This window comes from Azospirillum sp. UENF 211521, assembly GCF_058780535.1.
Window position 1 is genome coordinate 1,501,548 of sequence record NZ_JBSNCF010000002.1, and the last position, 20,320, is coordinate 1,521,867.

Consider the following 20,320-nt stretch of genomic DNA (forward strand, 5'->3'; position numbering starts at 1 on the left):
GAATATAGGAAGGATGGGGTTCCCTCGCCGCGCCGGCCAGAAATCGCTCGGTCAGAAATCGTCGTCGTCAAGCTCCCGTTCGGCGTTGGGGGGAAGCGCCTGCCGGACGAGCTGCACCACCGTGTCGGGCGTCTCCGCCTGACGCAGCTTGCGCAGGGATTGCGGATCGCGCAGGGCCTTGCAGATCTCGCCCATGACGGGGAGCAGGCCCTTGCGGGTCGCGGTCGGCCAGAGGACGAGGAAGAACAGGTCCACCGGCTCGTCGTCGCGGGCCTCGAAATCGATGGGTTTGCGGAGCCGGGCGAACAGCACCAGCGGGTTTTCGGCCCCGCGCAGCTCCGTGTGGGGAAGCGCCACGCCCTTGCCCAGCGCCGTGGAGCCGATGTGCTCCCGCGCCTGCAGGGCCTTGAGGATCTCCTCCTTGGGGGCTCCGATGCGGCTGGACGCCTCGGCGGCAAGAAGGTCGAGCAGGGTTTCCTTGTTGGCCGGCCCTGCATCGAGAATGACGTTGTGTGCGGACAAGAGGTCCGAGATGTTCATTCCTGTCTCCATGGGTGGCAAACCTTCCGTCTCCTGTCCCGACCGTCCGCGGTCCGTGCCGGGATGGCCGTGAACCAACAGACTTCCAATCAAATTCGGCACGCCTTGTCCACAATGGCAACACGCACAGCGCCAATCGCCGCCGGGACCGGTGGCCGCCCCACCCCACGGACACGCAACCCCAGCAGGGCCTGCGCCACGCAACGAAACTCGTTCCTCTCCCGCCCCCGCCGCAGGTTCCACACCCATTTTGGGAATGGAATCGCGCCCCGCAAGTGGCGGGGTGGCCATCCATCTACGTCTTGGCCGCGGCTGTAATCCCACAATCCGTGCTGCGGGGGCGAAAAAAGCGGGCGGGCGGGACGGAACGCGGCGCCTGGAGGGCTGATCCGGGAAAGACACGGAAGCCTGAAAATTATCAAGGGCTTGCGCCCATGCGAGACGCCCCGCCCTTTCCCGCGCCATGGGGAAAGGGCGGGGTGGTGCCGTCCCGTCCTTACGCGAGCATCCGCACCGGCTCGCCGGCGTGCCAAGCGAGGATGTCGTCCAGCGCGTCGCGGTAGAAGACCTCGTAGTTCTCGCGGGTGACATAGCCCAGATGCGGCGTCAGCACCGTGTTCGGCGCCTCCAGCCAGGGACTGTCCGCCGCAAGCGGCTCCACGGGGAAGACGTCCAAGCCGGCGCCCGCGATGCGGTGCTCGTGCAGGGCCGCCAGCAGGGCGTCCCCGTCCACCAGACCGGCACGCGACGTGTTCACGAAGAAGGCCGAGGGCTTCATCGCGTCGATGTCGTCCACCCCGACCACGCCGCGCGTCCGCTCGCTCAGCACCAGATGGACGCTGACGATGTCGGAGGTGGCGAACAGGTCGCGCTTGTCCAGCCGGGAAACGCCGGCCGCCGCGGCCCGCTCGTCGGTCAGGTTGGGACTCCAGGCCGCGACCTCCATCCCGAAGGCCTGTCCGACCCGCGCCACCTGGGTGCCCAGCTTGCCCAGCCCGACGAGGCCGAGGCGCTTGCCGGCCAGCCCCTGCGTCAGGCCGGCCTGCCAACGCCCGGCGCGCAGGCCGCGCTCCTCCTGCGGGATGCGCTTGACCAGCGCCAGGATCAGGCCCCAGGTCAGCTCCGCCGTCGGGGTGCCGACCATGCCGGTGCCGCAGACGGTGATGCCGCGGGCCTTGCAGGCCTCCAGGTCGATGGCGTTGTTGCGCCCGCCCGTGGTGACGAGAAGCCGCAGGTTCGGCAGCGCGTCGATCAGCGACGCGGGGAACGGCGTGCGCTCCCGCATGATGACCAGGACGCTGTAGGGGGAGAGCGTGCCCGCCAGTTCCGCCGCCGGGATCGGCCGTTCGAAGACCGTCAGCGCGCTGCCGTTGGGCAGGCGATGCCACTCCGCCAGATCGCGCGCGACGTTCTGGTAGTCGTCGAGGATGGCGATCTTCATCACGGCTTCGCGAAATAGGGCGCCAGATTGGCCCGGATGCGCTCCACCGCCGGCGTGACCTCCGTCGGAACCTGGAAGGTCTGGCCGGTGATCGTCTCGAAGGCCTCGATGTAGATGCGGGCGGCCTCCAGCACGACCTCCGCCGGGATTTCCGGGATGGCGTCCTTGTAGGGGTCGCAGCGCTGGGTCACCCAGCTGCGCACGAAGTCCTTGTCGAAGCTCTCCGGACGCTGCCCGGCCTCGTACCGCTCGGGATAGCTGGCGGCGAACCAGTAGCGGCTGCTGTCCGGCGTGTGGATCTCGTCGGCCAGAATGATGTTGCCGGCCTCGTCGAAGCCGAACTCGTACTTGGTGTCGACCAGGATCAGTCCGCGCGCGGCCGCGATCTCGCGGCCGCGGGCAAACAGGGTCAGCGCCTTCGCCGTCACCTCGTCCCACTGGGCCTGGGTCAGCAGCCCGCGCTCCACGATCTGGGCGGCGGTCAGCTCCTCGTCATGGCCGGCGTCGAAGGCCTTGGTGGTCGGGGTGATGATCGTTTCCGGCAGCTTCTGGTTCTCGCGCAGCCCGTCGGGGAAGACGTGGCCGTACATCTCGCGCCGGCCCTTCTTGTACATCGTCCACAGCGAGGTGCCGGTGGTGCCGGCCAGATAGTCGCGGACCACGATCTCCACCGGCATGATGGTCAGCCGCTTGGCGACCACGACGTTGGGGTCCGGGTATTCCAGGACATGGTTCGGGCAGAGGTCCTTGGTCGCCTCGAACCAGTAGCGGGCGATCTGGGTCAGCACCTGCCCCTTGAAGGGGATGGCGGTCAGGATGATGTCGAAGGCCGACAGCCGGTCGGTGGCGATGATGACGCGCCGCCCGTCGGGAAGGTCGTAATTCTCGCGCACCTTGCCCCGGTAGTGGTTGGGCAGCTCGGGAATAGCGGCGTCCTTGACGACGTTGGACAGATGCGGAGCAAGCTGAGCGGTATCGACCATGATTCCAGATCCGGCAAAAGGGAGGCGCATGATAGCGCAATCGCCGCGCGGGGCCAGCGCGGTTATAGTCCCGAATCCGGGGAATGGGGACATCCGATGTGGGGAACGGGAGAAATTCAACTCTGTTATGCCGACCTGCGCGGGCTGGCGCACCGGCTGGAGGCGTTCCGCGCCCTGCTCTCTCCCGACGAGGCGGCGCGGGCCGCCCGTTTCGCGACGGAGGAGCTGCGCGCGCGTTGCGTTCTGCGGCGCGGGCTGCTGCGCCATCGGCTCGGCCAAGTGCTGGAGCGCGACCCGGCCACCCTGTCCTTCGCCTACGGTTCGATGGGCAAGCCCTTCCTGCCCGGCGGCCCGGCCTTCAACCTCGCCGACTGCAAGGATCACGTTCTGATCGCCATCGCCCCTGGCGCAACGGTGGAGCTGGGCGTGGACGTCGAACGGCTGCGGTCCGTGCCGGACGCCGAGGGAATCGCCGAGCGATTCTTCGCGCCGGAGGAGCGGGCCGCCTTCGCCGCCCTGCCCGAGGCGCTGCGGGACGAAGCGTTCCTCAACGGCTGGACCCGTAAGGAGGCCTTCATCAAGGCGACCGGCCAGGGGCTGTCCACGCCGCTCGACCGCTTCGCGGTGGAGTTGGTGCCGGGCCGCCCCGCCCGGCTGCTCGGCCTGGACGGCGCGCTGGAGGCCGGGACCGCTGCGGACTGGTCGCTGTTCGACCTGCGCCCGGCGCCGGGGCTGGTCGGCGCGCTGGCGGTGCGCGGCGACGGCTGGCGCCCCGTGTTCCGCCCGCTGGACGACGCGTTCAGCGCTTGACGATTTCCCAGGCGATGCGCGCCGGCTCCTCGCCCAGCTCCGCCGAGCCGATGACGATCTCGCCGCGCGGCGGCAGCGGCAGCGGTTCACCGGCCTTCAGCCGCCGCGGCTCGGCCACCCCCGGAACGGCGATCTGGGTGCCGTTGCGGCTGAGATCCTCCACCACGAAGACGCCGTCCTGCCGCAACACCGCCGCGTGCCGACGCGAGGCCGAAGCGATGTCGAGGACGAACTGGCACTGGGACGACCGCCCAATGACGAGCTGGGTCCCGTCCTCCGGGATCGCCCGGGTCTGGCCGCGCCAGAACAGCACCAGCCGCTCCGCCGCCGCCTTCGCGACGTCGATCAGGACCGTCTCCTCGGTCGCCCGCGTCACGACGTCTCCAACGGGAGCGGCCAGCAAGGGGATGCTGAGCGACCGTTCGGCGTCCGGAATCGCCGCGATCTTGGCGATCAGCCCCTCGGCCAGCGCGCGCGGGATGCCGGCGGCGCGCAGGCGGCGGCCCAGGCCGCCGCGCACGTCGTCGGTGCTGACGCCGGGGGCGACCAGCTCGCGGGCCGATGTGATGCTTTCGAACTCGGTGGCGACCTGCCGGATCAGGACGCTGAGCTTGTTGCGCCCGAAGGGACTGGTGGCGAGGTCGAGCAGATAGCCGATGCGCTGGGCCGGCGCCGGCAGGCGGGTGGCCAGACGCTGCACCGCCGTGTCGAAGGACGCGTCCTGCCCGCCGTGGCTCCACACCGTCTTGGCGCGCCGGGTCAATGCCTCGGCCATGCCGGCGCCACCCAGGAAGCCGTCGAAGTTGGTCAGCCGGTCGACGATCATGCCGAAGGCCTTGCCCTCGGCCGCGGTGCCGGTGCGGGTCAGCGGGGTCAGGCCGGCCAGACCGCCCTGGACGCGGCGCAGCAGCGCCTTGCGCGTCTCGTCGAAGCCGCCACCGCCCAGCGCGTTGGACAGGGCCAGCAGCTCGTCGGTGTGGGGAAGCCGGTCGTCGAGGTCGCCGTGCATCGCCGCGATCAGGCTTTGCAGCGCCGCGCCGAGGTCGGGCGCGTAGCCGATCAGCGCGCGCACCGGCTCCCGCCCGTCCACCGTCTCCGCCAGCATCTGGTCGAGCAGGCGGCGGTTCGCCTCCTCCTCCCCGTCCTCGCGGTGGAAGCGCAGCAGCGCCTTGACCTTGCCGGGCCAGTCGCGGCAGGGCTCCAGCACCGCGGCGAAGGCGTGGGTGACCAGCCGGTCGCGCTCCTCCGGCGGGCGCTCTCCCGCCGCCGCCGCCAGCAGGCCGCCCACCCCGCCGCGGGCCAGCGCCGCGTCGAAGGGCGCCAGCGTGTCCGACGCCTGCGCCATCTCCTTCAGCTTGGTGAACATCCGCATGAGCTGGTCATGGCGGTCGAACGGCTTCACGCCCAGCAGCGGCGCCTGAAGGGCGGCGAGCCGGCTGACCGCCGGATTGAACAGCAGGGCCTCCCGCTCGAAATAACGCAGCGGGTAGTAGCGGTGGAGCTGCTCGGCCGGGATCACCGCCTGATCGTCCCAATAACCGCGCAGCAGGCGCAGCAGCAGCATCCGGCTCTCGTAGGAAAAGAGCTGGAGCGCGTCGGTGCAGAGAGTGGCGGGCCCGACGTCGGTCTCGTCGATGGTGGAGATGGTGGTCGGCTTGCCGCCGCCGGAGCTGGACTTCTGGAAGATGACCTCTTCCTTGCCGGCCTGATTCACTTTGGAAATCCGGACAACCGGAAATTTCGCAAGACGAAGCAGATAGGCGGCGCGTTCCCGCGCCGCGGCCTCGTCGGCAAAGACGCCGTCGATGTTGGGTTTGCCGCCCTGCTCGACGACCACTTCGAACGTGACGCTTCGTCGCCGTGACATCATGGGTCTTGCAACTCATTCCCAAAGGCGTGGCGTCTTTTCCTGACCGTCATCGTACGGGAAGCGGATTGTCTGCGCAGCAAGATTCCGGGCCCGGCCCATGCCTGAATCGGGCCCGGCCCACGATTGACGCGGATGCGGACCGCAGCCTTGCGTTAGACTGTCCGCCATGCGGATTCCGACCTTCTCCATCCTCCTCCTGCTGGCCTGCGTCTCCGCGGTGTCGGCCTGCGCCTCCCCCACTGCCGCCACCGGTCCGGACGACCGCCAAGCGATCGCCCGCAACGGCTTTTCCGCCGACGACGTCGGCTACGTGCTGTTCGATCCGGACAGCGGCGCCGTCCTGGCGGAGCGGCAGCCGGCCAAGCCCTTCGCCCCGGCCTCGGTCGCCAAGCTGCCGGCGATGGCCGCCGCCCTGGCGGTGCTGGGGCCGGACCACCGGTTCGAGACGACGCTGCATGTCACCGGGCGGCTGGGCAACGGCGTGCTCGACGGCGACCTGATCCTGAAGGGCGGCGGCGACCCGTCCCTGTCCAGCGAAGGGCTGGCGGAGCTGTTGCGCGACCTCGGCGCGCTGGGGGTGACGCGGGTGACCGGGCGCTTCCTCTACGACACCTCCGCCCTGCCCGAGATGGCGGAGATCGACGCCGGCCAGCCCTGGACCGCCGGCTACAACACCGGCGTCGGGGCGCTGTCGCTGAACTTCAACCGCTTCCGCTTCGACTGGGCGCGCCCCGCCGCCGCCGGCCAGCCGGTGCGGGTCAGCGCCTGGTCGGTGTCCGACGCCGGGCGCGTGCCGCTGGACAGCGTGACGGTGCAGGTGGGCGCCGGAGTGGGCGCCGCCTTCACCCCGCTCACCGCCACGGATGGGGCAACGGCCAATGGGGAGCCTGGGGGCGAGCGCTGGCGATTCGCCCCTCAGCCGGGCATGGCGGCCAGCCTGTGGCTTCCGGTCACCCGGCCCGGTCTGGCGACGGCGCATGTCTTCCGCCGGCTGGCCGCGGAGGCGGGGATCGCCCTGCCCGCCCCCGCTCCCGGCACCGTGCCGCCGACCGCCACGCTGGCCGCCCTGCACCGCAGCGAGCCGCTGGAGACCCTCGCCCGGCAGGTCCTGCGCTACTCCAACAACCTGTCGGCGGAGCTGATCGGGCTGGCCGCCGCCCGGCGGCTGGACCCGGCGGTGCGGACGCTGCCGGAGTCGGCGGCGGTGCTGACCGCGCCGGCCATGCTGGCGGCCCCGCGCACCGACTGGACGGGGCTGCGGCTGCTCAACCATTCGGGGCTCAGCGCCGCGTCGCGGATCACCCCGGCCCAGACCATGGCGCTGATCCAGGGCGCCGGCCCGGCGGTGCTCGCCCTTCTGCCCGGCGAAGACGAGGGCAAGGTCCTGCCCCCCGGCGTGCGCGCCAAGTCGGGCACGCTGGCCTACGCCAAGGCGCTGGCCGGCACGCTGACCACGGCGCGCGGCCGGACGCTCGGCTTCGCCTTTTTCGTCACCGACGAGGCGCAGCGCGCCGCCATGGACCGGACGATGGACCGCCGCATCGCCGAGATCCCCCCGGAGGCCCGCGCCTGGCTGGCCCGCTCCCGCAAGCTCCAGGCCGACCTGCTGGAGTTGTGGATCGCCGGTTTGTGAGAGTCTTCCCCCTCTCCCGCCCCGGGAGAGGGTGCCCGCGAAAGCGGGCGGGTGAGGGTCGTGCGAGGATTGAAGCATGATCCTTGGTGGCACCCTCACCCTTCCCACGCCTGCGGCGTGGGTCCCTTCCCTCTCCCGGGGCGGGAGAGGGGGCAATGGCGCCCGCAACCGTGACGCTTGGCGAAGGGCGACGGTCGGTTGTACACTGCGACCGAATGTCCCACCGAGGTCCTGGATGCCGATCAGCCCGCGCGCACGCCGACACCAGCAGGGTTCCGACACGCCGGACATCGCGGCCAACCGCTACCACGACCGGCAATTGGGCGCGGAGGTGGTCAACATCGTGGTCGGCGGCTGCGTGGTCAGCGACGATCCGAACGTCGTCATCACCACGACGCTGGGTTCCTGCATCGCCGCCTGCCTGTTCGATCCCGTGGCGGCGATTGGCGGGATGAACCATTTCCTGCTGCCCGACCACAACGGCGACCGGCTGTCCATCTCCTCGCGCTACGGCAGTGCCGCCATGGAGCAGCTCATCAACCGGCTGCTGGCGGCGACGGGGCGGCGCGACCGGCTGCGCGCCAAGATCTTCGGCGGGGCCAGCGTGAACGGCGCGCCGCGCAGCGCCGGCATCGGCCAGCGCAACGTCGAGTTCGTCATGGAGTATCTGGCGGCCGAAGGCATCCCGACGATGAGTTGGGACGTCGGCGGCACCGCGGCCCGCGCGGTGCGCTTCTACCCCACCTCTGGCCGCACCCAGCGCCGCCTGATCGGGGAGGAGACGGTGCGCGACATCGCGCGGTCCGAGACCTCCTTCATGGACCGGCTGCGCAAGACCGGGATCGATGGCGACGTGGAACTGTTCTGATCCCCATGCTCCATGGATTGTCCCGCCTGCTGCCCGCCATCGCGGACCAGAATCTCGACGAGGCCGCCGTCTACCAGCGGGAGTCGCTGTACGAGCGTCCGCGCTACGAGGGCGCCCGCGGCCTGATCCCCGCCGCCGGCCCCCTGCTCTGCCCGCTCTGCGGGCGGGAGGCGGCGCGCTTCCTGCCCTTCGGCCTGGGCGGGCGGCGCAACGCCCGCTGCCCGGACTGCGGGTCGCTGGAGCGCCACCGCTTCCTGTGGAGCTTCCTGGCGGAGCGGACCGACGTGCTGCGCCGGTCGCTGCGCATCCTGCACACCGCCCCCGAGCCCTGCCTGGAGCCGCTGCTGCGGGCACGGCACGGCCGGCGCTACGTCACGCTGGACCGCTTCAACCCGGCCGCCGACGTGCAGGCCGACCTGACCGACCTGCCCTTCCCAAATTGTCGATTCGACCTCGTGCTGTCCAGCCACGTGCTGGAGCATGTCCCCGACGACCGCGCCGCGCTGCGCGAGATTGCCCGCGTCCTGACGCCCTCCGGCCGCGCCGTCCTGCTGTTCCCCTACGACCCCAAGGGGCCGACGCAGGAGGACCCGGCGATGGACACCCCGGCCAAGCGGCTGGCCGCCTTCGGCCATCCCTATCACTACCGGATTTATGGTACGGATACCCCCCAGCGCATGGCCGAGGCCGGGCTGGACGCCACGCTCGTCTCCTCCACGGCGATGCTGAGCGCGCACCGGCGGCGGCGGCGGCGCATCAACCGCAACCACCTGTTCCTGGCGCGCCCGCGCGCCGTGGCGGGCCGGGCGTCCGGGGAGGGGTCATGAGCAGCCGCAGCATCCGCATCGCCACCTTCAACCTGGAAAGCCTGGACGACACCGGCGACCTGTCCTTCGAGGAGCGCGCCGCCGTGCTGCGCCCGCAGCTGGAGCGGCTGGACGCCGACATCCTGTGCCTTCAGGAGGTCAACGGCCAGCGCGACGCGAAGGGGGAACCGCGCACCCTGCGCGCTCTGAACCGGCTGCTGGAGGGCGGCCCCTACGCCGATTTCCACCGGACCTCCGGCGGCGAGGGGACCAAGCTGGCCGACCGCCACAACCTCGTGCTGGTCAGCCGCTGGCCGATCCTGGCGGCGCGGCAGTACCGGCACGATCTGGTGCCCTCCCCGCAGGTCCGCATGGTCACCGCCGACCCGGCCCAGCCCGGCGGCGACGCCGTGGCCTGGGACCGCCCGGTGCTGCATGGCGAGATCGGGCTGCCCGGCGGGCGGCGGCTGCACGTCTTCAACCTGCATCTGCGCGCGCCGATCGCCGCGCCGGTGCCGGGGCAGAAGAAGAACGCCTCCACCTGGAAGAGCGTCGGCGGCTGGGCTGAGGGTTTCTATCTGGCCTCGATCAAGCGGGCCGGGCAGGCGCTGGAGGCCCGGCTGGCGGTGGAGCGGGTGTTCGACGCCGACCCGCAGGCGCTGATCCTGGTCGCCGGCGACCTCAACGCCGAGATCGAGCAGACCCCCGTCCGCATCATCCGCGCCGACCTGGACGAGACCGGCAACGGCCATCTCGCCGGGCGGTCGCTGGTGCCGCTGGAGCGCTCCGTGCCCGAGGAGCGGCGCTTCACCGTGCTGCACGGCGGCGACGCGGTGATGCTCGACCATCTGCTGGTGTCGCGCGCCTTGCTGGGCTGGTTCCGCGCCGCCGAAATCCACAACGAGGCGCTGGGCGACGAGTTGGTCGCCCACGCCACGGTCAGCCATTCCCCGGAAAGCTATCACGCGCCGCTGGTCGCCCGCTTCGAGCTGCCGGATCAGACGGTGACGGAGACGATGGCGCCCGGCGAGCCGGCGCCGTAGGCCCCCGCGGCACGGGGAGCGGGAGCGGCGGGGACGGCAGCGGGGATGGTGCCCGCCGTTGCGCTTGCCGCGGCGGGCGGCGTTTCGCCGGACGGCGTGCCGTTCGGCACGGCGGCGCCGAATCCCGGTCCGGCGTTCCGCCCCGCACCGCCCGACGGCGCGGGACCCTTGCCGGCGCCACGGTCTTCCGCCGCGTCGGTCGCGCCGCCCAGGCGGCTGGCAGTGCGGCGGTATTCCTCCACCACCTGCTGCGCCGGAATCTGGTTCTGGGTCTCGCCCGACGAGCGGTCGCGGAAATAGATGACGGCCAGCCGGGCGTCCTGGTCGTAGCGCAGGACCGGGCTGATGTAGCCGCCCGCCACCACCACCGGATCGGACGGGGACCCAGCCGTGGGTTGGGTCGCGGCGTTGGGCGGGGTTTGGGAGGTCGGTGCCGTGGCGTCGGCCACGGACTGCGGCGTCGGAACCGCCGATGCCGGAGTCGGCCGGTTCGCCTGGATGCCGGAAACGTTTCGGATGTCCATGGCTGGCCGCCTTTCCCCTGCGGACCCGGAGCCGGACGAGCCGGGCGGGCCCCGATGGACGACGCGCGATCAGACCGTGATGTTGAGGTTCTGTCCGCGGGTCGGGGTGGTGTTGCCGCCCGACGACAGGGCCTGCTGGCTCTGCTGCGCCTGCTGGTCCTGGGCCTGGACCTGCTGACGGCGATCCTCTTCGGCCTTCTGTGCCTGCTGGTTCGCGTCGGTTCCCCGGGTTTGCTGCAGGGCCGCCGGCCCGCTGCTTAACGGTGTCGTGAAGGGCTGCTGTTGGAAGCCCCCTATGCCGCTGACGCCCATGACACGCACTCCTCGCTGTCCGCACTCCCAAGATGGTAGAGTAGGCAAAAATTGCCGCGCGTTCAAGTGGGACTCACGGCCTATTCCTCGCAAGACACGCGCAAGTCGCCGCAGCGCTCGCTTTGCGCGTGGACTCGCCGTGAGCCGCGTCTTTTATTTGCGCAAATGCGGAAGCGAACAGGTCAGGCCGGTTCCGGTTCCAGGAAAGCGCCCTCGCGAATCGCGAAGTCGAAGCGCCCGCCGTCGAGCGCCGTCACGTCGTAGGTCAGCGACCGGTCGATGCTGTTGTCGGCATTGAAGGTCAGCACCCGCGGCCGCAGCGTCGCCAGTTCCGTCGGCTGGCAGTACCAGGAGGCGGCGATGATCACCTCGTCCCCCGGCTGGCAGCTCCGCGCCGCCGAGCCGTTCAGCACGCAGCAGCGCGAACCGCGCTCGCCGTAGATCACGTAGGTGCTGATCCGCGCGCCGGAGTTCTTGTTCCAGATCTCCACGAATTCCAGCGGATAGATCCCGACCGCTTCGCAATGTTCCGGATCGAGCGTGATCGATCCCTGGTAGTTCAGGTTGGCGTCGGTGACACGCAGGCAATGCAGCTTCGCTCGAACAACCTTGATCATGGAGCCCTCCGGTCGTGTGGCCGCGGGCCGGACGGTGGCGGCCGGGGGATGTTTGTAACCGCAACTGCGAAAACAGCAAGCGTTCCGGCAGCCATGGTATGACCGGCGTCATACCGCTACCTTGGGCTGAGGCTTTTGCCTTTGGTGGTATTTCCATCCCAGGTGCGATGCGGCATGTTCTGCGCCGGTTTCAAGCCCCCCGGCGCCGCCCAATAATTAAGGGTCCTGGGTCCGGCCGCGTGTTTCGGACCCGACAACTGACGTAGGAAGGTGTGCGCCCGCGATGGCTGCGACGGCATCCGCGACACGGTATGTGATCTTTTCCGTCTCCGGCAGGGCCCTGGCCTTGCCGGCGGACTCCGTGCGCCGGTTCCTGCCGCTGCCCCGGCTCGACCGCCCGCCCGCGGCGCCCGCCGTGGTCGCCGGCCTGTTCCGCTACCAGGGCCGCGCCGTCCCGGTCCTGCGCCTCGACCTGCTGTTCGGCTTCGAGGCCGCGCCGCCGGAGCTGTACGCGCCGCTGTTCCTGATCGACTGGGACGGCCGCCCGCTGGCGCTGCTGGCCGACCGGGTGTTCAACATCCTGCCCGTCTCCGACACGGAGCGGACGGCGGCCGACCCCGGCCTGTCCTTCAACGGCTGCGCCGTGGCGACCATCCCCCACGGCGGCCCCCATGATGGCGGGACAGCCACGGTGATCGATCCGGCCCGTCTGCTGACCGAGGCGGAGGGCCGGCTGCTCGCCGCCTTCCAGGCCATGGCCGACGAGCGTCTGGCCCGGCTCGGCGCCCCCGATTCCGAGACCGGCAATTCCGAGATTGGCGGGGAGGCCCGATGAACCGCATCGACGCCATCCTGCGCGATCCCGTCTTCCCCCGGATCAAGGCCGCCGTCATCGGGGCGACCGGGCTCGCCTACTACGCCGACAAGGACGCCGCCCTGGCGGAGCGCATCAACCGCCGCCTGTCGGACAAGCCGACCCTCGGCCTCGGCGCCTATCTGGCGCAGCTCGCCGGGGAGGGGCCGACCGGGCCGGAGTATCAGGCGCTCATCAACGAACTGACGGTCGGCGAAACCTTCTTCTTCCGCTACGCCGAGCAGTTCGAGGCGCTGTGCGCCGTCGCCATTCCCGAATGCCTGCGCCGCAACCGGGAGAGCCGCCTGCTGCGCATCTGGAGCGCCGGCTGCTCGATCGGGCCGGAGGCCTACACGCTGGAAATCCTGCTGAAGCGGCATTTCGCCGACCAGCTCCGCGACTGGCAGGTCAGCATCGTCGGCACCGACCTGAACGCCAGCTTCATCGACACGGCGCGGCGCGGCGTCTACGGAAACTGGGCGGTGCGCGGGCTCGACCCGGCGGTCCTGGCGGAATGCTTCGACCGGCAGGGCGACCTGTGGGCGGTCAAGCCGCGCTTCCGCGAATGGACGAGCTTCTCCGTCTTCAACCTCGTGGAGGGGCCGCTGCCCAACTACCCGCGGGGTCTGGGCGCTCTGGACGTCGTGCTGTGTCGCAACGTCATGATCTATTTCGACGAGCCGACGCGCACCCGGCTGCTGGAGAACCTGCACGAGGTGCTGGTGCCCAACGGCTGGCTGGTGGTCGGCCATGCCGAGACGGGGCAGCAGGTGAACAGCCTGTTCACCCCCGTGCCGGTGCCGGGCGCCACCATCTACCGCAAGCCGCGCCCCGGCTGCGCCCCTGCGACGGCCCTTCCAGCGGTTCCTGCGGCGGCGCTGCCCGCCTTCACGCCCGCCACGCTCGCCGAACCGAAACCCGCGGACACGAAGCCTGCGGAAACAAAGTCTGCCGAGACGAAGCCCGCGAAGAAGCGGAGCACGGCGACGGACCCCGCGGCGCGGTTGCGCGCCACCGCGGCGAAGCCGACTCCCTCCCCCCTTCCCACCCCGCAGCCGACGCCCTCTCCTGCCGGCAACCCTCCCGTGGCCGACGGCGACCGGGCGGCGGCGCTGGACGCCTGCATCGCGCTGGCCGAGCGCAACCGCCTTGACCCGGTGGTCCACTACCGGCTGGGGCTGCTGGAGGAGGAGTTGGGCGTCGGCGACCCGATCGCCGCCTTCAAGCGGGCGCTGTATCTGGATTCCGATTTCGCGCTGGCCGACTACCATCTGGCGCTGGCCTACTGGCGGCGCGGCAAGCTGGCCCCGGCGCAGCGCCATTTCCGCAACGCCCGCGCCACCGTCGCCGCCCACGACGCGACGGAGCTGGTGGCCGAGGGCGGCGGCCTGACCGTGGCCGAGCTGCGCAGCATGATCGACCTCTGGTTCTCGGGTGAGGAGCCGTGATGGACGACCGGACCGGAGCCGGAGAGGCGGCCGATGTGAAAGACGGCATCGACTGGGACGCCGTCCGCGCGCGCTTGGCCCGCCAGAGCCGGGATACGGAGCAGGCCGCGGCGCCGGGCGGCGCCTGGGCCGACGCTCTGCTGCGCCGCCGCGCCGAGGATCTGGCGCGCGTCCCCTCCGCCGACGAGGCCGACGCCGCGGCGGAGGCCGAAGCCCCGGTCTCCCTGCTGGTCGGGCGGGGAGCGGACGGATCGTATGGGCTGGACCTGCGCCATCTGTCCCGCATCGTGCCGCTGCCGCGGGTCGCGCGCGTGCCCCACGCGCCGCCGGAGCTTCTGGGGCTGATCGCCATCGACGGGCGCGTGATGCGCCTGTTCGACGTGGACCGGCTGTGCGGGCGCAACGCCGTTCCCGCGGGCGGCGGCTTCGCCGTCGTGCTGCGCGGCGGCGAGCGGCCGGTGGCGTTGCGCCTGCGCACCGTGGACACGGTGACGGAGCTGGAAAGCAGCCTGAAGGCCCCGCCCGAGGCCGGGCCCTTCGTGACCGCCATCACCCGGAGCCGCGTCGCCGTGCTGGACGTGCCGGCGATCCTGGAGACGCTGAGGAGCATGAAAGAAGAATGAAACTGAAGGTCAAGCACAAGCTGATGCTCAGCTTCGGGGTCGTCTGCCTGCTGACCGGGCTGCTGGCGGCGTTCCAGATGATGCGCTTCGCGGACGGCATGAAGGTCATGATGGGCATCGCCACTTACGACATCCAGGTGTCGGAGGCGGTGCGCGAGATCGAGGTGACCGAGAGCAACCTGCGCAGCTTCCGCGAGGCGGCGACCCACGCCGCCGCGCTGGCCCAGGTCCAGGGCGCGGCGCCGCCGGACATCACACAGTTGCGCCAGCGCTACCGCGACGGCTCGATGATCATGTTCGACCAAGTCAACAAGCTGAAGCGCATCGCGTCCGATCGGGCCGAGGAAGGCACCACGGAGGACCGGCGCCGCATCTGGGGCGAGCTGGTCAGCCAGATCAACAGCTTCGACCAGTATTCGCACCGCATGCTCGACGAGGCCAACGCGCTGATGGAGCGGGTCGCCGCCGGGTCCGAGCCGGAGGCGCTGGCCCGACTGACGCGGGTGGAAGAGATGCGGGTGGCCATGGCGGGCCAGCTCGCCAGCCTGCACAGCGACATCAGCCGCCTGTCGGAGGCCGGGCGCCAGAACATCCGCGCCCTCTACGACGACGCGGTGCGCTCCTCGATCCTGGCGCTGGTCATCGTGGTGGCCCTGGCCGTCGCCATCGCCATCCTGATCGGCAGCTCGGTCACCAAGCGGCTCGGCACCGCCATCGGCTACGTCACCCAGGTGGGCAAGGGCGACCTGACCAAGACGGTGGTCGTGCCCGGCGACGACGAGCTGGCCGAACTGGGCACCCACCTCAACGAGATGACCGGCAACCTGCGCAGCATGGCCAGGACCACCCGCGCCACCGCCGAGAGCATGCACGCCGCGACCGCGCAGATCCGCGCCTCGACCCAGCAGCAGGCGGCCAGCGTCGCCCAGCAGCTCGCGGCCGTCGAGGAGACGACGGCGACGCTCAGCGAGATCACCGAATCCGGCGCGCAGATCAACCGCCGCGCCCAGGACGTGGCGCAGAACGCCCAGGTTGCCGCCTCCAACTCCGAGACCGGCCTGAAGGCGGTGGAGGACACCAACCAGGCGATGGACGCCATCCGCGAGCAGGCGGAAGCCGTCGCCGAGAACATCGTCATCCTGTCGGAGCGCACCCAGGCGATCGGCGAGATCATCCTGACCGTCAACGACATCGCCGAGCGCTGCCACCTGCTGGCGCTGAACGCCGCCATCGAGGCCGCCGCCGCCGGCGAGCACGGCCGGACCTTCGCCGTGGTGGCGAGCGAGATCAAGAGCCTCGCCGACCAGTCGAAGGAGGCCACCGCCCAGGTCCGTTCCAACCTCAGCGAGATCCAGCACGGCATCAACGCCTCGGTCATGCTGACGGAGGAGGCGGTGAAGCGCGTCGGCGCCGGCAAGCGCCAGACCGACGCCACCCAGTCGACGATCCGCGACCTTGCCGAGAGCGTGCAGGAGAGCGTGCTCGCCTTCCAGCAGATCGTCGCCGGGACCAACCAGCAGCAGATCGGCCTGGAGCAGGTGATCCAGGCGCTTCAGAACATCCGCGAGGCGAGCAGCCAGACCGCCGCCGGCACCCGCCAGCTCGAAGGAGCCGCCACCAACCTCAACGATCTCGGCCAGGGTCTGGTCGAGGCCGTGCGGAACTACCGCGTGTGATCATGGCCACGGCACGCGGCGGCGGGGGCACGGACAAGGACGGGAGAAAGGTGCGGGCGGCATGAACGACATTCGCACGCGCCTGCTCGCCGCCTTCGACCTGGAGCACAAGGAGCACCTCGCGGCCATCCGCGAGGCCCTGCGCGCGGTCGAGAAGGACCCGGCCCACCACCCCGATCTGGTGGAGATCCACCGCCGCGCCCACAGCCTGAAGGGCGCCGCCCGCGCCGTCGACCTGCCGGAGGTCGAGCGGCTGTCCCACTGGCTGGAGGCCGCCTTCATCGCCATCCAGCGCGGCGCCGTGCCCTTCGACGCGACGGCCCGCGACGTGGTGCGCCGCGCGCTGGACGCCATCGAGGACGTGGTGGCTTGGGCGACGCGCGGCGGCGGTGAGGTGGACATCGCCGAGGTGCTGGCCGAGCTGACCCGCATGGGCGGCGAAGGCGGCGGGCCGGAACCGGTCCAGCGCCGCCCCGCCGCCGCGGAGGCGGGCGTCGCTTTTCCGGCCGCCAAGCCGCGCCCGGCCCGCTCCGTCGATGCCGGTGAAAGCGCGGCCCTGGTCCGCATCCGCAGCGCCGGGCTGGAGCGGCTGTTCACCGCCGCCGCCGGCCTCCTGCCGGAGATCGAGAACCAGTCCGCCCTGGTCGCCGAGCTGCGCGAGCTGCGCGGCGAATGGCGCGCCCTGGAACGGAGCTGGCACGCCATGCGGCCCCGCCTGCTCCGCGGTTCCCAGGATGTTTCGGGGTCCGGAACCACCTCCTTCGCGGGCGACGAGACGGCCTTGCGCCTGTCCTCCTTCGAGCGGCGCTTCCGCGCGCTCGGCGCCTCGCTGGACGCGGCGCACCGCGCCCATGACCGGCATCTCTGGTCGCTGCGCCGTTGGGGCAGCGGCTTCCAGGACGAGGTGCGGCAGCTCCGCATGCTGCCGGCGGAGTCGCAGTTCAGCAACCTCGGCCGGATGATCCGGGACATCAGCCGCGCCCAGGGCAAGGAGGTCGAGGCGGACATCCGCGGGCTGGAAACCCAGGCCGACCGGGTGGTCCTGCAACGGCTGAAGGACCCCATTCTGCACATCGCGCGCAACGCCGTCAGCCACGGCGTCGAAACCCCGCAGGAGCGGGTGGTCGCGGGCAAGCGCGCCGCGGCGACCGTCCGCTTCGAAGCCTCGGTGGTCGGCCGCCGCCTCGTGCTGCGGGTCGAGGACGACGGGCGCGGCCCGAACCGCGAGGCCATCGCCCGCCACGCCGTCGAGCGCGGCCTGCTGGGCGCCGACGAGGCGGAGACGGCGCCGGAGGAACGGCTGCTCGACCTGATCTTCGAGCCGGGATTCTCCACCGCCCCCACCGCGAACGAATACGCCGGGCGCGGCATGGGCCTCGCCATTGTGCGGCGGGAGGTCACCCGGCTCCAGGGCTCGGTGACGCTGGCCGCGCGCGAGGGCGGCGGGACCGTCGTCACGGTGGAGGTGCCGCTCAGCCTGCTCAGCCAGCGGCTGGTCTTCGTGGCGGTCCAGGACGACATCCTGGCGATTCCCAGCAACGACGTGGCGCGTGTGCTGCGCGTCCCGGCGGACACGCTGTTCACCGACCTCGCCGCCCCGACCATCCGGCTGGACGAGGAGGACGTTCCGGTGACGCCGCTGTCCGCCTTGCTCGGCTACGACGGCGCCATGCCGCAGGGCAACGGGGCGCCGCTGGCGCTGGTCGTCCTGCGCGCCGCCGGGCGGCGGGTCGCGCTGGTCGTCGACGCGCTGTTGGCCACCCGCGACTCGGTGGTCACCCCGGCGGAGGAGGTGGGAATCGACGCCGCCCGCTTCCTCGGCACCGTGCTGATGGACGACGGATCGCCGGCCCTGGTGCTGAATCCCGCCGCCCTGTCGCCGCGCCCCGGCATGTCTCTGCCGCCGCTGGTCCGTCCGCTGGACGAGTTGGCGCGGCGGCGGCCGCACATTTTGGTTGTGGACGACTCCATCACCACGCGAACCCTGGAAAAGAGTATCCTGGAGGCCCATGGTTACCGGGTCACGCTGTGCGTGGATGGACGCGAGGCGGTCGAAACGCTCGGCGAGCTGGAGGATGTGAACCTGATCATCAGCGACGTGGAGATGCCGAGGATGGACGGGTTCGCCCTGCTCCAGGCCGTCAAGGGCAACCCCATGACCTCCGATCTGCCGGTGATCCTGGTCACCTCGCGCGCCAGCGACGAGGACCGCGAGCGCGGGCTGGACCTCGGCGCCGACGCCTACATCGTCAAGACCCGTTTCGACCAGAACGAGCTTCTGGCCGGCATCCGGCGGCTGCTGTGAGCGGCGCCCGCAAGATCCGCGTGCTGGTGGTGGAGGACTCGCCGGTCGTCCAGCAGCTCCTCGCCCACGTCATCGGCGAGGACCCGCGGCTGGAGCTGGCCGGCATCGCCGCGTCCGGCGAGCAGGCGCTGCGCATGGTCGACTCGCTGCGGCCGGACGTGGTGTCGCTGGACATCCGCCTGCCGGGCATCGACGGCTTCGCCGTGACGCAGCGGCTGATGCGCGACCATCCCGTGCCCATCGTCGTCGTCGCCTCCGACGTGCGCGACCTGGACATCCCCATGCGGGCGCTCCAGGCCGGGGCGCTGGCGGTGGTGGAGAAGCCGGGCAGCATGGCCCGCGCCGATTATCAGACCGTCGCCCGGCATCTCTGCACCCAGCTCACCATCATGAGCCAGGTGAAGGTGATCCGGCAGCGCGGGCGTCCGCGCAACGGCGATGAGGAGTTCCCCGGCAACGGTGGCCGCGGCAAGGGTGCCGCCGCCGCCCCGCCGCCGCCCTTGCCACCGTCCGTGGTGAAACGGCAGTTCCGCGCGCTGGGGATCACCGCCTCGACGGGCGGGCCGGCGGCGCTGGTGAAGCTGCTGCGTGGGCTGCCGACCAGCTTCCCCCTGCCCGTCTTCGTGGTGCAGCACATCGGCGCGCCCTTCGTGGCCGGCTTCGCCTCCTGGCTGGGGTCGGTCACGCCGCTGCCGGTGGCGCTGGCCTCCGACGGGCCGCACCGGCCCGGCCATGTCTACGTCGCCCCCGGCGAGCTTCATCTGACCGCCGAACCCGGCGGGATGCGGCTGGTCCACGGCGATCCGGTCTGCGGCCAGAGGCCGTCCGGGGACGTGCTGTTCTCCTCCCTGGCCTCGGCCTTCGGCGCCGCCGCCATCGGCGTGCTGCTGACCGGTATGGGGGAGGACGGGGCGCGCGGCCTGACCGACATGCGCCGGGCGGGCGCCTACACCATCGCGGAGCACGCCTCCACCGCGGTCATCCACAGCATGCCGGGGACCGCGGTCCGGCTGGGAGGCGTAACCGAGGAGCTGCCCATCGACAAGATGGCGGCCCGTTTGCTGGAACTGGTTTCGACGGGAGTGGAGCCCTCATGAGTGGACCCCGGGCGCTGATCGTCATCGCCTCGCAAACGCAGGGACTTCTCCTGAAGCTGATGCTGGAGGAGCAGGGCATCGAGGCGAGCTGCGTCGAAACGGTGGAGCCCGCGCTCGCCGAACTGGCGCGCCGTCCCTTCGACCTGCTGGTGGTCGAGGCCGACGGGGAGGCCGCGCGCACGCTCGCGGAGCTGCGGCGGCGCTGCCCGGCCCCGGCCATGCTGCTCGGTTCGGCGGAGCGGGCGGCGGAGACCGGCGCCGCCGCCGACGTGCAGTGGGCGGACCCCGCCGATTCCCAGGGCGTGGTGCAGCAGGCCATGGCGCTGCTCGACCGGCGCAACGCGCCGCCGACCGTGTCCGACATCCTGCGGCGGGCGCGCATCCTGGTGGTGGACGACAGCGCGACCTACCGGGAGTTCCTGCGCGCCGAGCTTGAGGAGGACGGCTGCCACGTCGTCGCCGCGCGCAACGCCGACGAGGCGGTGGCGGCGCTGGAGGACGGCGGGCTGGACTGCGTGATCCTCGACCTCGTGATGCCCGGCACCAGCGGCACCCAGCTCTGCGAGCGGTTCGACCGCTTCCGGCGGCGCCGCGGCCTGTTCTTCCAGATCGTCATCCTGACCAGCCAGGAGGGCGACGACCGCCTGACCGCCAGCCTGACCGCCGGCGCGGACGACTTCGTCGGCAAGTCGCAGCCGATGGACATCCTGAAGATCCGCCTGATGGCCCTGCTCCGCCGCAAATACATGGTGGAGGACCACCTTGCCCGCCTTTCCCCACCAATGCCTTCCGCATAGGCGTCTATAGGGCTTTCAGGCGCTTTCATCCCCAGAGCACCAAAGGTTAAGGTGCTTCACCTTCAGCTCCAGCG

Annotated in this window: 18 protein-coding genes and 1 pseudogene; 12 read left to right on the forward strand and 7 right to left on the reverse strand. The window is 71.1% G+C overall.

Annotated elements, in window-relative coordinates; genetic code table 11:
• Positions 1-51 precede the first annotated feature (51 nt).
• The 3 genes from ACWPN5_RS23555 to ACWPN5_RS23565 all read right to left on the reverse strand — a co-directional run bounded on the left by ACWPN5_RS23555 (position 52) and on the right by ACWPN5_RS23565 (position 2,964).
• A complete protein-coding gene (locus ACWPN5_RS23555) occupies positions 52-540 on the reverse strand; it encodes a PTS sugar transporter subunit IIA (RefSeq protein ID WP_492297685.1) in 489 nt (162 codons plus the stop codon).
• 496 nt (positions 541-1,036) lie between these two features.
• Positions 1,037-1,981 carry a D-2-hydroxyacid dehydrogenase family protein gene (locus ACWPN5_RS23560; protein ID WP_145689525.1) on the reverse strand — a complete coding sequence of 315 codons (945 nt, stop codon included), beginning with the start codon at positions 1,979-1,981 and terminating at the stop codon, positions 1,037-1,039.
• Positions 1,981-2,964: a phosphoribosylaminoimidazolesuccinocarboxamide synthase gene (locus ACWPN5_RS23565; protein WP_492297687.1), complete on the reverse strand. Its 984-nt coding sequence runs from the start codon at positions 2,962-2,964 to the stop codon at positions 1,981-1,983. The genes ACWPN5_RS23560 and ACWPN5_RS23565 overlap by 1 nt, the downstream gene beginning before the upstream one ends.
• Before the next feature lie 96 nt (positions 2,965-3,060).
• Here ACWPN5_RS23565 and ACWPN5_RS23570 point away from each other — a divergent pair, with 96 nt between their 5' ends.
• Positions 3,061-3,774, forward strand: coding sequence for a 4'-phosphopantetheinyl transferase family protein (locus ACWPN5_RS23570; protein WP_492297689.1), 714 nt, complete (start codon positions 3,061-3,063; stop codon positions 3,772-3,774).
• Here the strand turns inward: ACWPN5_RS23570 and ACWPN5_RS23575 are convergent.
• On the reverse strand, positions 3,764-5,644 hold the full coding sequence (locus tag ACWPN5_RS23575) for an FHA domain-containing protein (protein ID WP_492297691.1): 1,881 nt from the start codon (positions 5,642-5,644) through the stop codon (positions 3,764-3,766). The genes ACWPN5_RS23570 and ACWPN5_RS23575 overlap by 11 nt on opposite strands.
• Before the next feature lie 166 nt (positions 5,645-5,810).
• Here ACWPN5_RS23575 and dacB point away from each other — a divergent pair, with 166 nt between their 5' ends.
• The 4 genes from dacB to ACWPN5_RS23595 all read left to right on the forward strand — a co-directional run bounded on the left by dacB (position 5,811) and on the right by ACWPN5_RS23595 (position 9,994).
• Entirely contained in the window at positions 5,811-7,277 is a 1,467-nt protein-coding gene (dacB, locus tag ACWPN5_RS23580; protein ID WP_492297693.1) for a D-alanyl-D-alanine carboxypeptidase/D-alanyl-D-alanine endopeptidase, read from the forward strand.
• 235 nt (positions 7,278-7,512) lie between these two features.
• A complete protein-coding gene (locus ACWPN5_RS23585) occupies positions 7,513-8,145 on the forward strand; it encodes a chemotaxis protein (RefSeq protein ID WP_188261729.1) in 633 nt (210 codons plus the stop codon).
• A gap of 5 nt (positions 8,146-8,150) precedes the next feature.
• Positions 8,151-8,972 (forward strand): class I SAM-dependent methyltransferase, encoded by an 822-nt coding sequence (locus ACWPN5_RS23590; protein ID WP_492297695.1) that lies wholly within the window; start codon positions 8,151-8,153, stop codon positions 8,970-8,972.
• The gene (locus ACWPN5_RS23595; RefSeq protein WP_492297697.1) at positions 8,969-9,994 is read left to right on the forward strand and encodes an endonuclease/exonuclease/phosphatase family protein; all 1,026 of its coding nucleotides are present in this window, start codon (positions 8,969-8,971) and stop codon (positions 9,992-9,994) included. Before ACWPN5_RS23590 ends, ACWPN5_RS23595 begins: the two co-directional genes overlap by 4 nt.
• Here ACWPN5_RS23595 and ACWPN5_RS23600 read toward each other — a convergent pair.
• The 3 genes and pseudogenes from ACWPN5_RS23600 to panD all read right to left on the reverse strand — a co-directional run.
• The gene (locus ACWPN5_RS23600) at positions 9,949-10,518 is read right to left on the reverse strand and encodes a hypothetical protein (protein ID WP_492297699.1); all 570 of its coding nucleotides are present in this window, start codon (positions 10,516-10,518) and stop codon (positions 9,949-9,951) included. The genes ACWPN5_RS23595 and ACWPN5_RS23600 overlap by 46 nt on opposite strands.
• Before the next feature lie 69 nt (positions 10,519-10,587).
• A complete protein-coding gene (locus ACWPN5_RS23605; RefSeq protein ID WP_145689542.1) occupies positions 10,588-10,830 on the reverse strand; it encodes a hypothetical protein in 243 nt (80 codons plus the stop codon).
• A 218-nt stretch (positions 10,831-11,048) separates the two neighbouring features.
• Positions 11,049-11,447 (reverse strand): annotated as a pseudogene (panD, locus tag ACWPN5_RS23610) (aspartate 1-decarboxylase); the annotation flags it as partial.
• 283 nt (positions 11,448-11,730) lie between these two features.
• Here panD and ACWPN5_RS23615 point away from each other — a divergent pair.
• The 7 genes from ACWPN5_RS23615 (at position 11,731) to ACWPN5_RS23645 (ending at position 20,246) form a co-directional block, all read left to right on the forward strand.
• On the forward strand, positions 11,731-12,282 hold the full coding sequence (locus ACWPN5_RS23615) for a chemotaxis protein CheW (protein WP_492297702.1): 552 nt from the start codon (positions 11,731-11,733) through the stop codon (positions 12,280-12,282).
• Positions 12,279-13,748 (forward strand): CheR family methyltransferase, encoded by a 1,470-nt coding sequence (locus ACWPN5_RS23620; protein ID WP_145689545.1) that lies wholly within the window; start codon positions 12,279-12,281, stop codon positions 13,746-13,748. The genes ACWPN5_RS23615 and ACWPN5_RS23620 overlap by 4 nt, the downstream gene beginning before the upstream one ends.
• A complete protein-coding gene (locus ACWPN5_RS23625) occupies positions 13,748-14,371 on the forward strand; it encodes a chemotaxis protein CheW (RefSeq protein ID WP_145689547.1) in 624 nt (207 codons plus the stop codon). Before ACWPN5_RS23620 ends, ACWPN5_RS23625 begins: the two co-directional genes overlap by 1 nt.
• Positions 14,368-16,047 carry a methyl-accepting chemotaxis protein gene (locus ACWPN5_RS23630; RefSeq protein WP_200479928.1) on the forward strand — a complete coding sequence of 560 codons (1,680 nt, stop codon included), beginning with the start codon at positions 14,368-14,370 and terminating at the stop codon, positions 16,045-16,047. The genes ACWPN5_RS23625 and ACWPN5_RS23630 overlap by 4 nt, the downstream gene beginning before the upstream one ends.
• A gap of 61 nt (positions 16,048-16,108) precedes the next feature.
• A complete protein-coding gene (locus tag ACWPN5_RS23635) occupies positions 16,109-18,352 on the forward strand; it encodes a hybrid sensor histidine kinase/response regulator (RefSeq protein ID WP_492297705.1) in 2,244 nt (747 codons plus the stop codon).
• Positions 18,349-19,449 (forward strand): chemotaxis protein CheB, encoded by a 1,101-nt coding sequence (locus ACWPN5_RS23640; protein WP_492297707.1) that lies wholly within the window; start codon positions 18,349-18,351, stop codon positions 19,447-19,449. The genes ACWPN5_RS23635 and ACWPN5_RS23640 overlap by 4 nt, the downstream gene beginning before the upstream one ends.
• Entirely contained in the window at positions 19,446-20,246 is an 801-nt protein-coding gene (locus ACWPN5_RS23645; protein ID WP_145689555.1) for a response regulator, read from the forward strand. The genes ACWPN5_RS23640 and ACWPN5_RS23645 overlap by 4 nt, the downstream gene beginning before the upstream one ends.
• Positions 20,247-20,320 lie beyond the last annotated feature (74 nt).

What these genes read in the sequence shown, in the direction of transcription:
- ACWPN5_RS23625 (WP_145689547.1), top strand. Translation starts at nt 13,748, where the DNA reads ATGGACGACCGGACCGGAGCCGGAGAGGCGGCCGATGTGAAAGACGGC.
- ACWPN5_RS23630 (WP_200479928.1), top strand. Translation starts at nt 14,368, where the DNA reads ATGAAACTGAAGGTCAAGCACAAGCTGATGCTCAGCTTCGGGGTCGTC.
- ACWPN5_RS23645 (WP_145689555.1), top strand. Translation starts at nt 19,446, where the DNA reads ATGAGTGGACCCCGGGCGCTGATCGTCATCGCCTCGCAAACGCAGGGA.
- ACWPN5_RS23595 (WP_492297697.1), top strand. Translation starts at nt 8,969, where the DNA reads ATGAGCAGCCGCAGCATCCGCATCGCCACCTTCAACCTGGAAAGCCTG.
- ACWPN5_RS23605 (WP_145689542.1), bottom strand. Translation starts at nt 10,830, where the DNA reads ATGGGCGTCAGCGGCATAGGGGGCTTCCAACAGCAGCCCTTCACGACA.
- ACWPN5_RS23590 (WP_492297695.1), top strand. Translation starts at nt 8,151, where the DNA reads ATGCTCCATGGATTGTCCCGCCTGCTGCCCGCCATCGCGGACCAGAAT.
- ACWPN5_RS23620 (WP_145689545.1), top strand. Translation starts at nt 12,279, where the DNA reads ATGAACCGCATCGACGCCATCCTGCGCGATCCCGTCTTCCCCCGGATC.
- ACWPN5_RS23565 (WP_492297687.1), bottom strand. Translation starts at nt 2,964, where the DNA reads ATGGTCGATACCGCTCAGCTTGCTCCGCATCTGTCCAACGTCGTCAAG.
- dacB (WP_492297693.1), top strand. Translation starts at nt 5,811, where the DNA reads ATGCGGATTCCGACCTTCTCCATCCTCCTCCTGCTGGCCTGCGTCTCC.
- ACWPN5_RS23615 (WP_492297702.1), top strand. Translation starts at nt 11,731, where the DNA reads ATGGCTGCGACGGCATCCGCGACACGGTATGTGATCTTTTCCGTCTCC.
- ACWPN5_RS23555 (WP_492297685.1), bottom strand. Translation starts at nt 540, where the DNA reads ATGAACATCTCGGACCTCTTGTCCGCACACAACGTCATTCTCGATGCA.
- ACWPN5_RS23570 (WP_492297689.1), top strand. Translation starts at nt 3,061, where the DNA reads ATGTGGGGAACGGGAGAAATTCAACTCTGTTATGCCGACCTGCGCGGG.
- ACWPN5_RS23575 (WP_492297691.1), bottom strand. Translation starts at nt 5,644, where the DNA reads ATGATGTCACGGCGACGAAGCGTCACGTTCGAAGTGGTCGTCGAGCAG.
- ACWPN5_RS23560 (WP_145689525.1), bottom strand. Translation starts at nt 1,981, where the DNA reads ATGAAGATCGCCATCCTCGACGACTACCAGAACGTCGCGCGCGATCTG.
- ACWPN5_RS23600 (WP_492297699.1), bottom strand. Translation starts at nt 10,518, where the DNA reads ATGGACATCCGAAACGTTTCCGGCATCCAGGCGAACCGGCCGACTCCG.
- ACWPN5_RS23585 (WP_188261729.1), top strand. Translation starts at nt 7,513, where the DNA reads ATGCCGATCAGCCCGCGCGCACGCCGACACCAGCAGGGTTCCGACACG.
- ACWPN5_RS23635 (WP_492297705.1), top strand. Translation starts at nt 16,109, where the DNA reads ATGAACGACATTCGCACGCGCCTGCTCGCCGCCTTCGACCTGGAGCAC.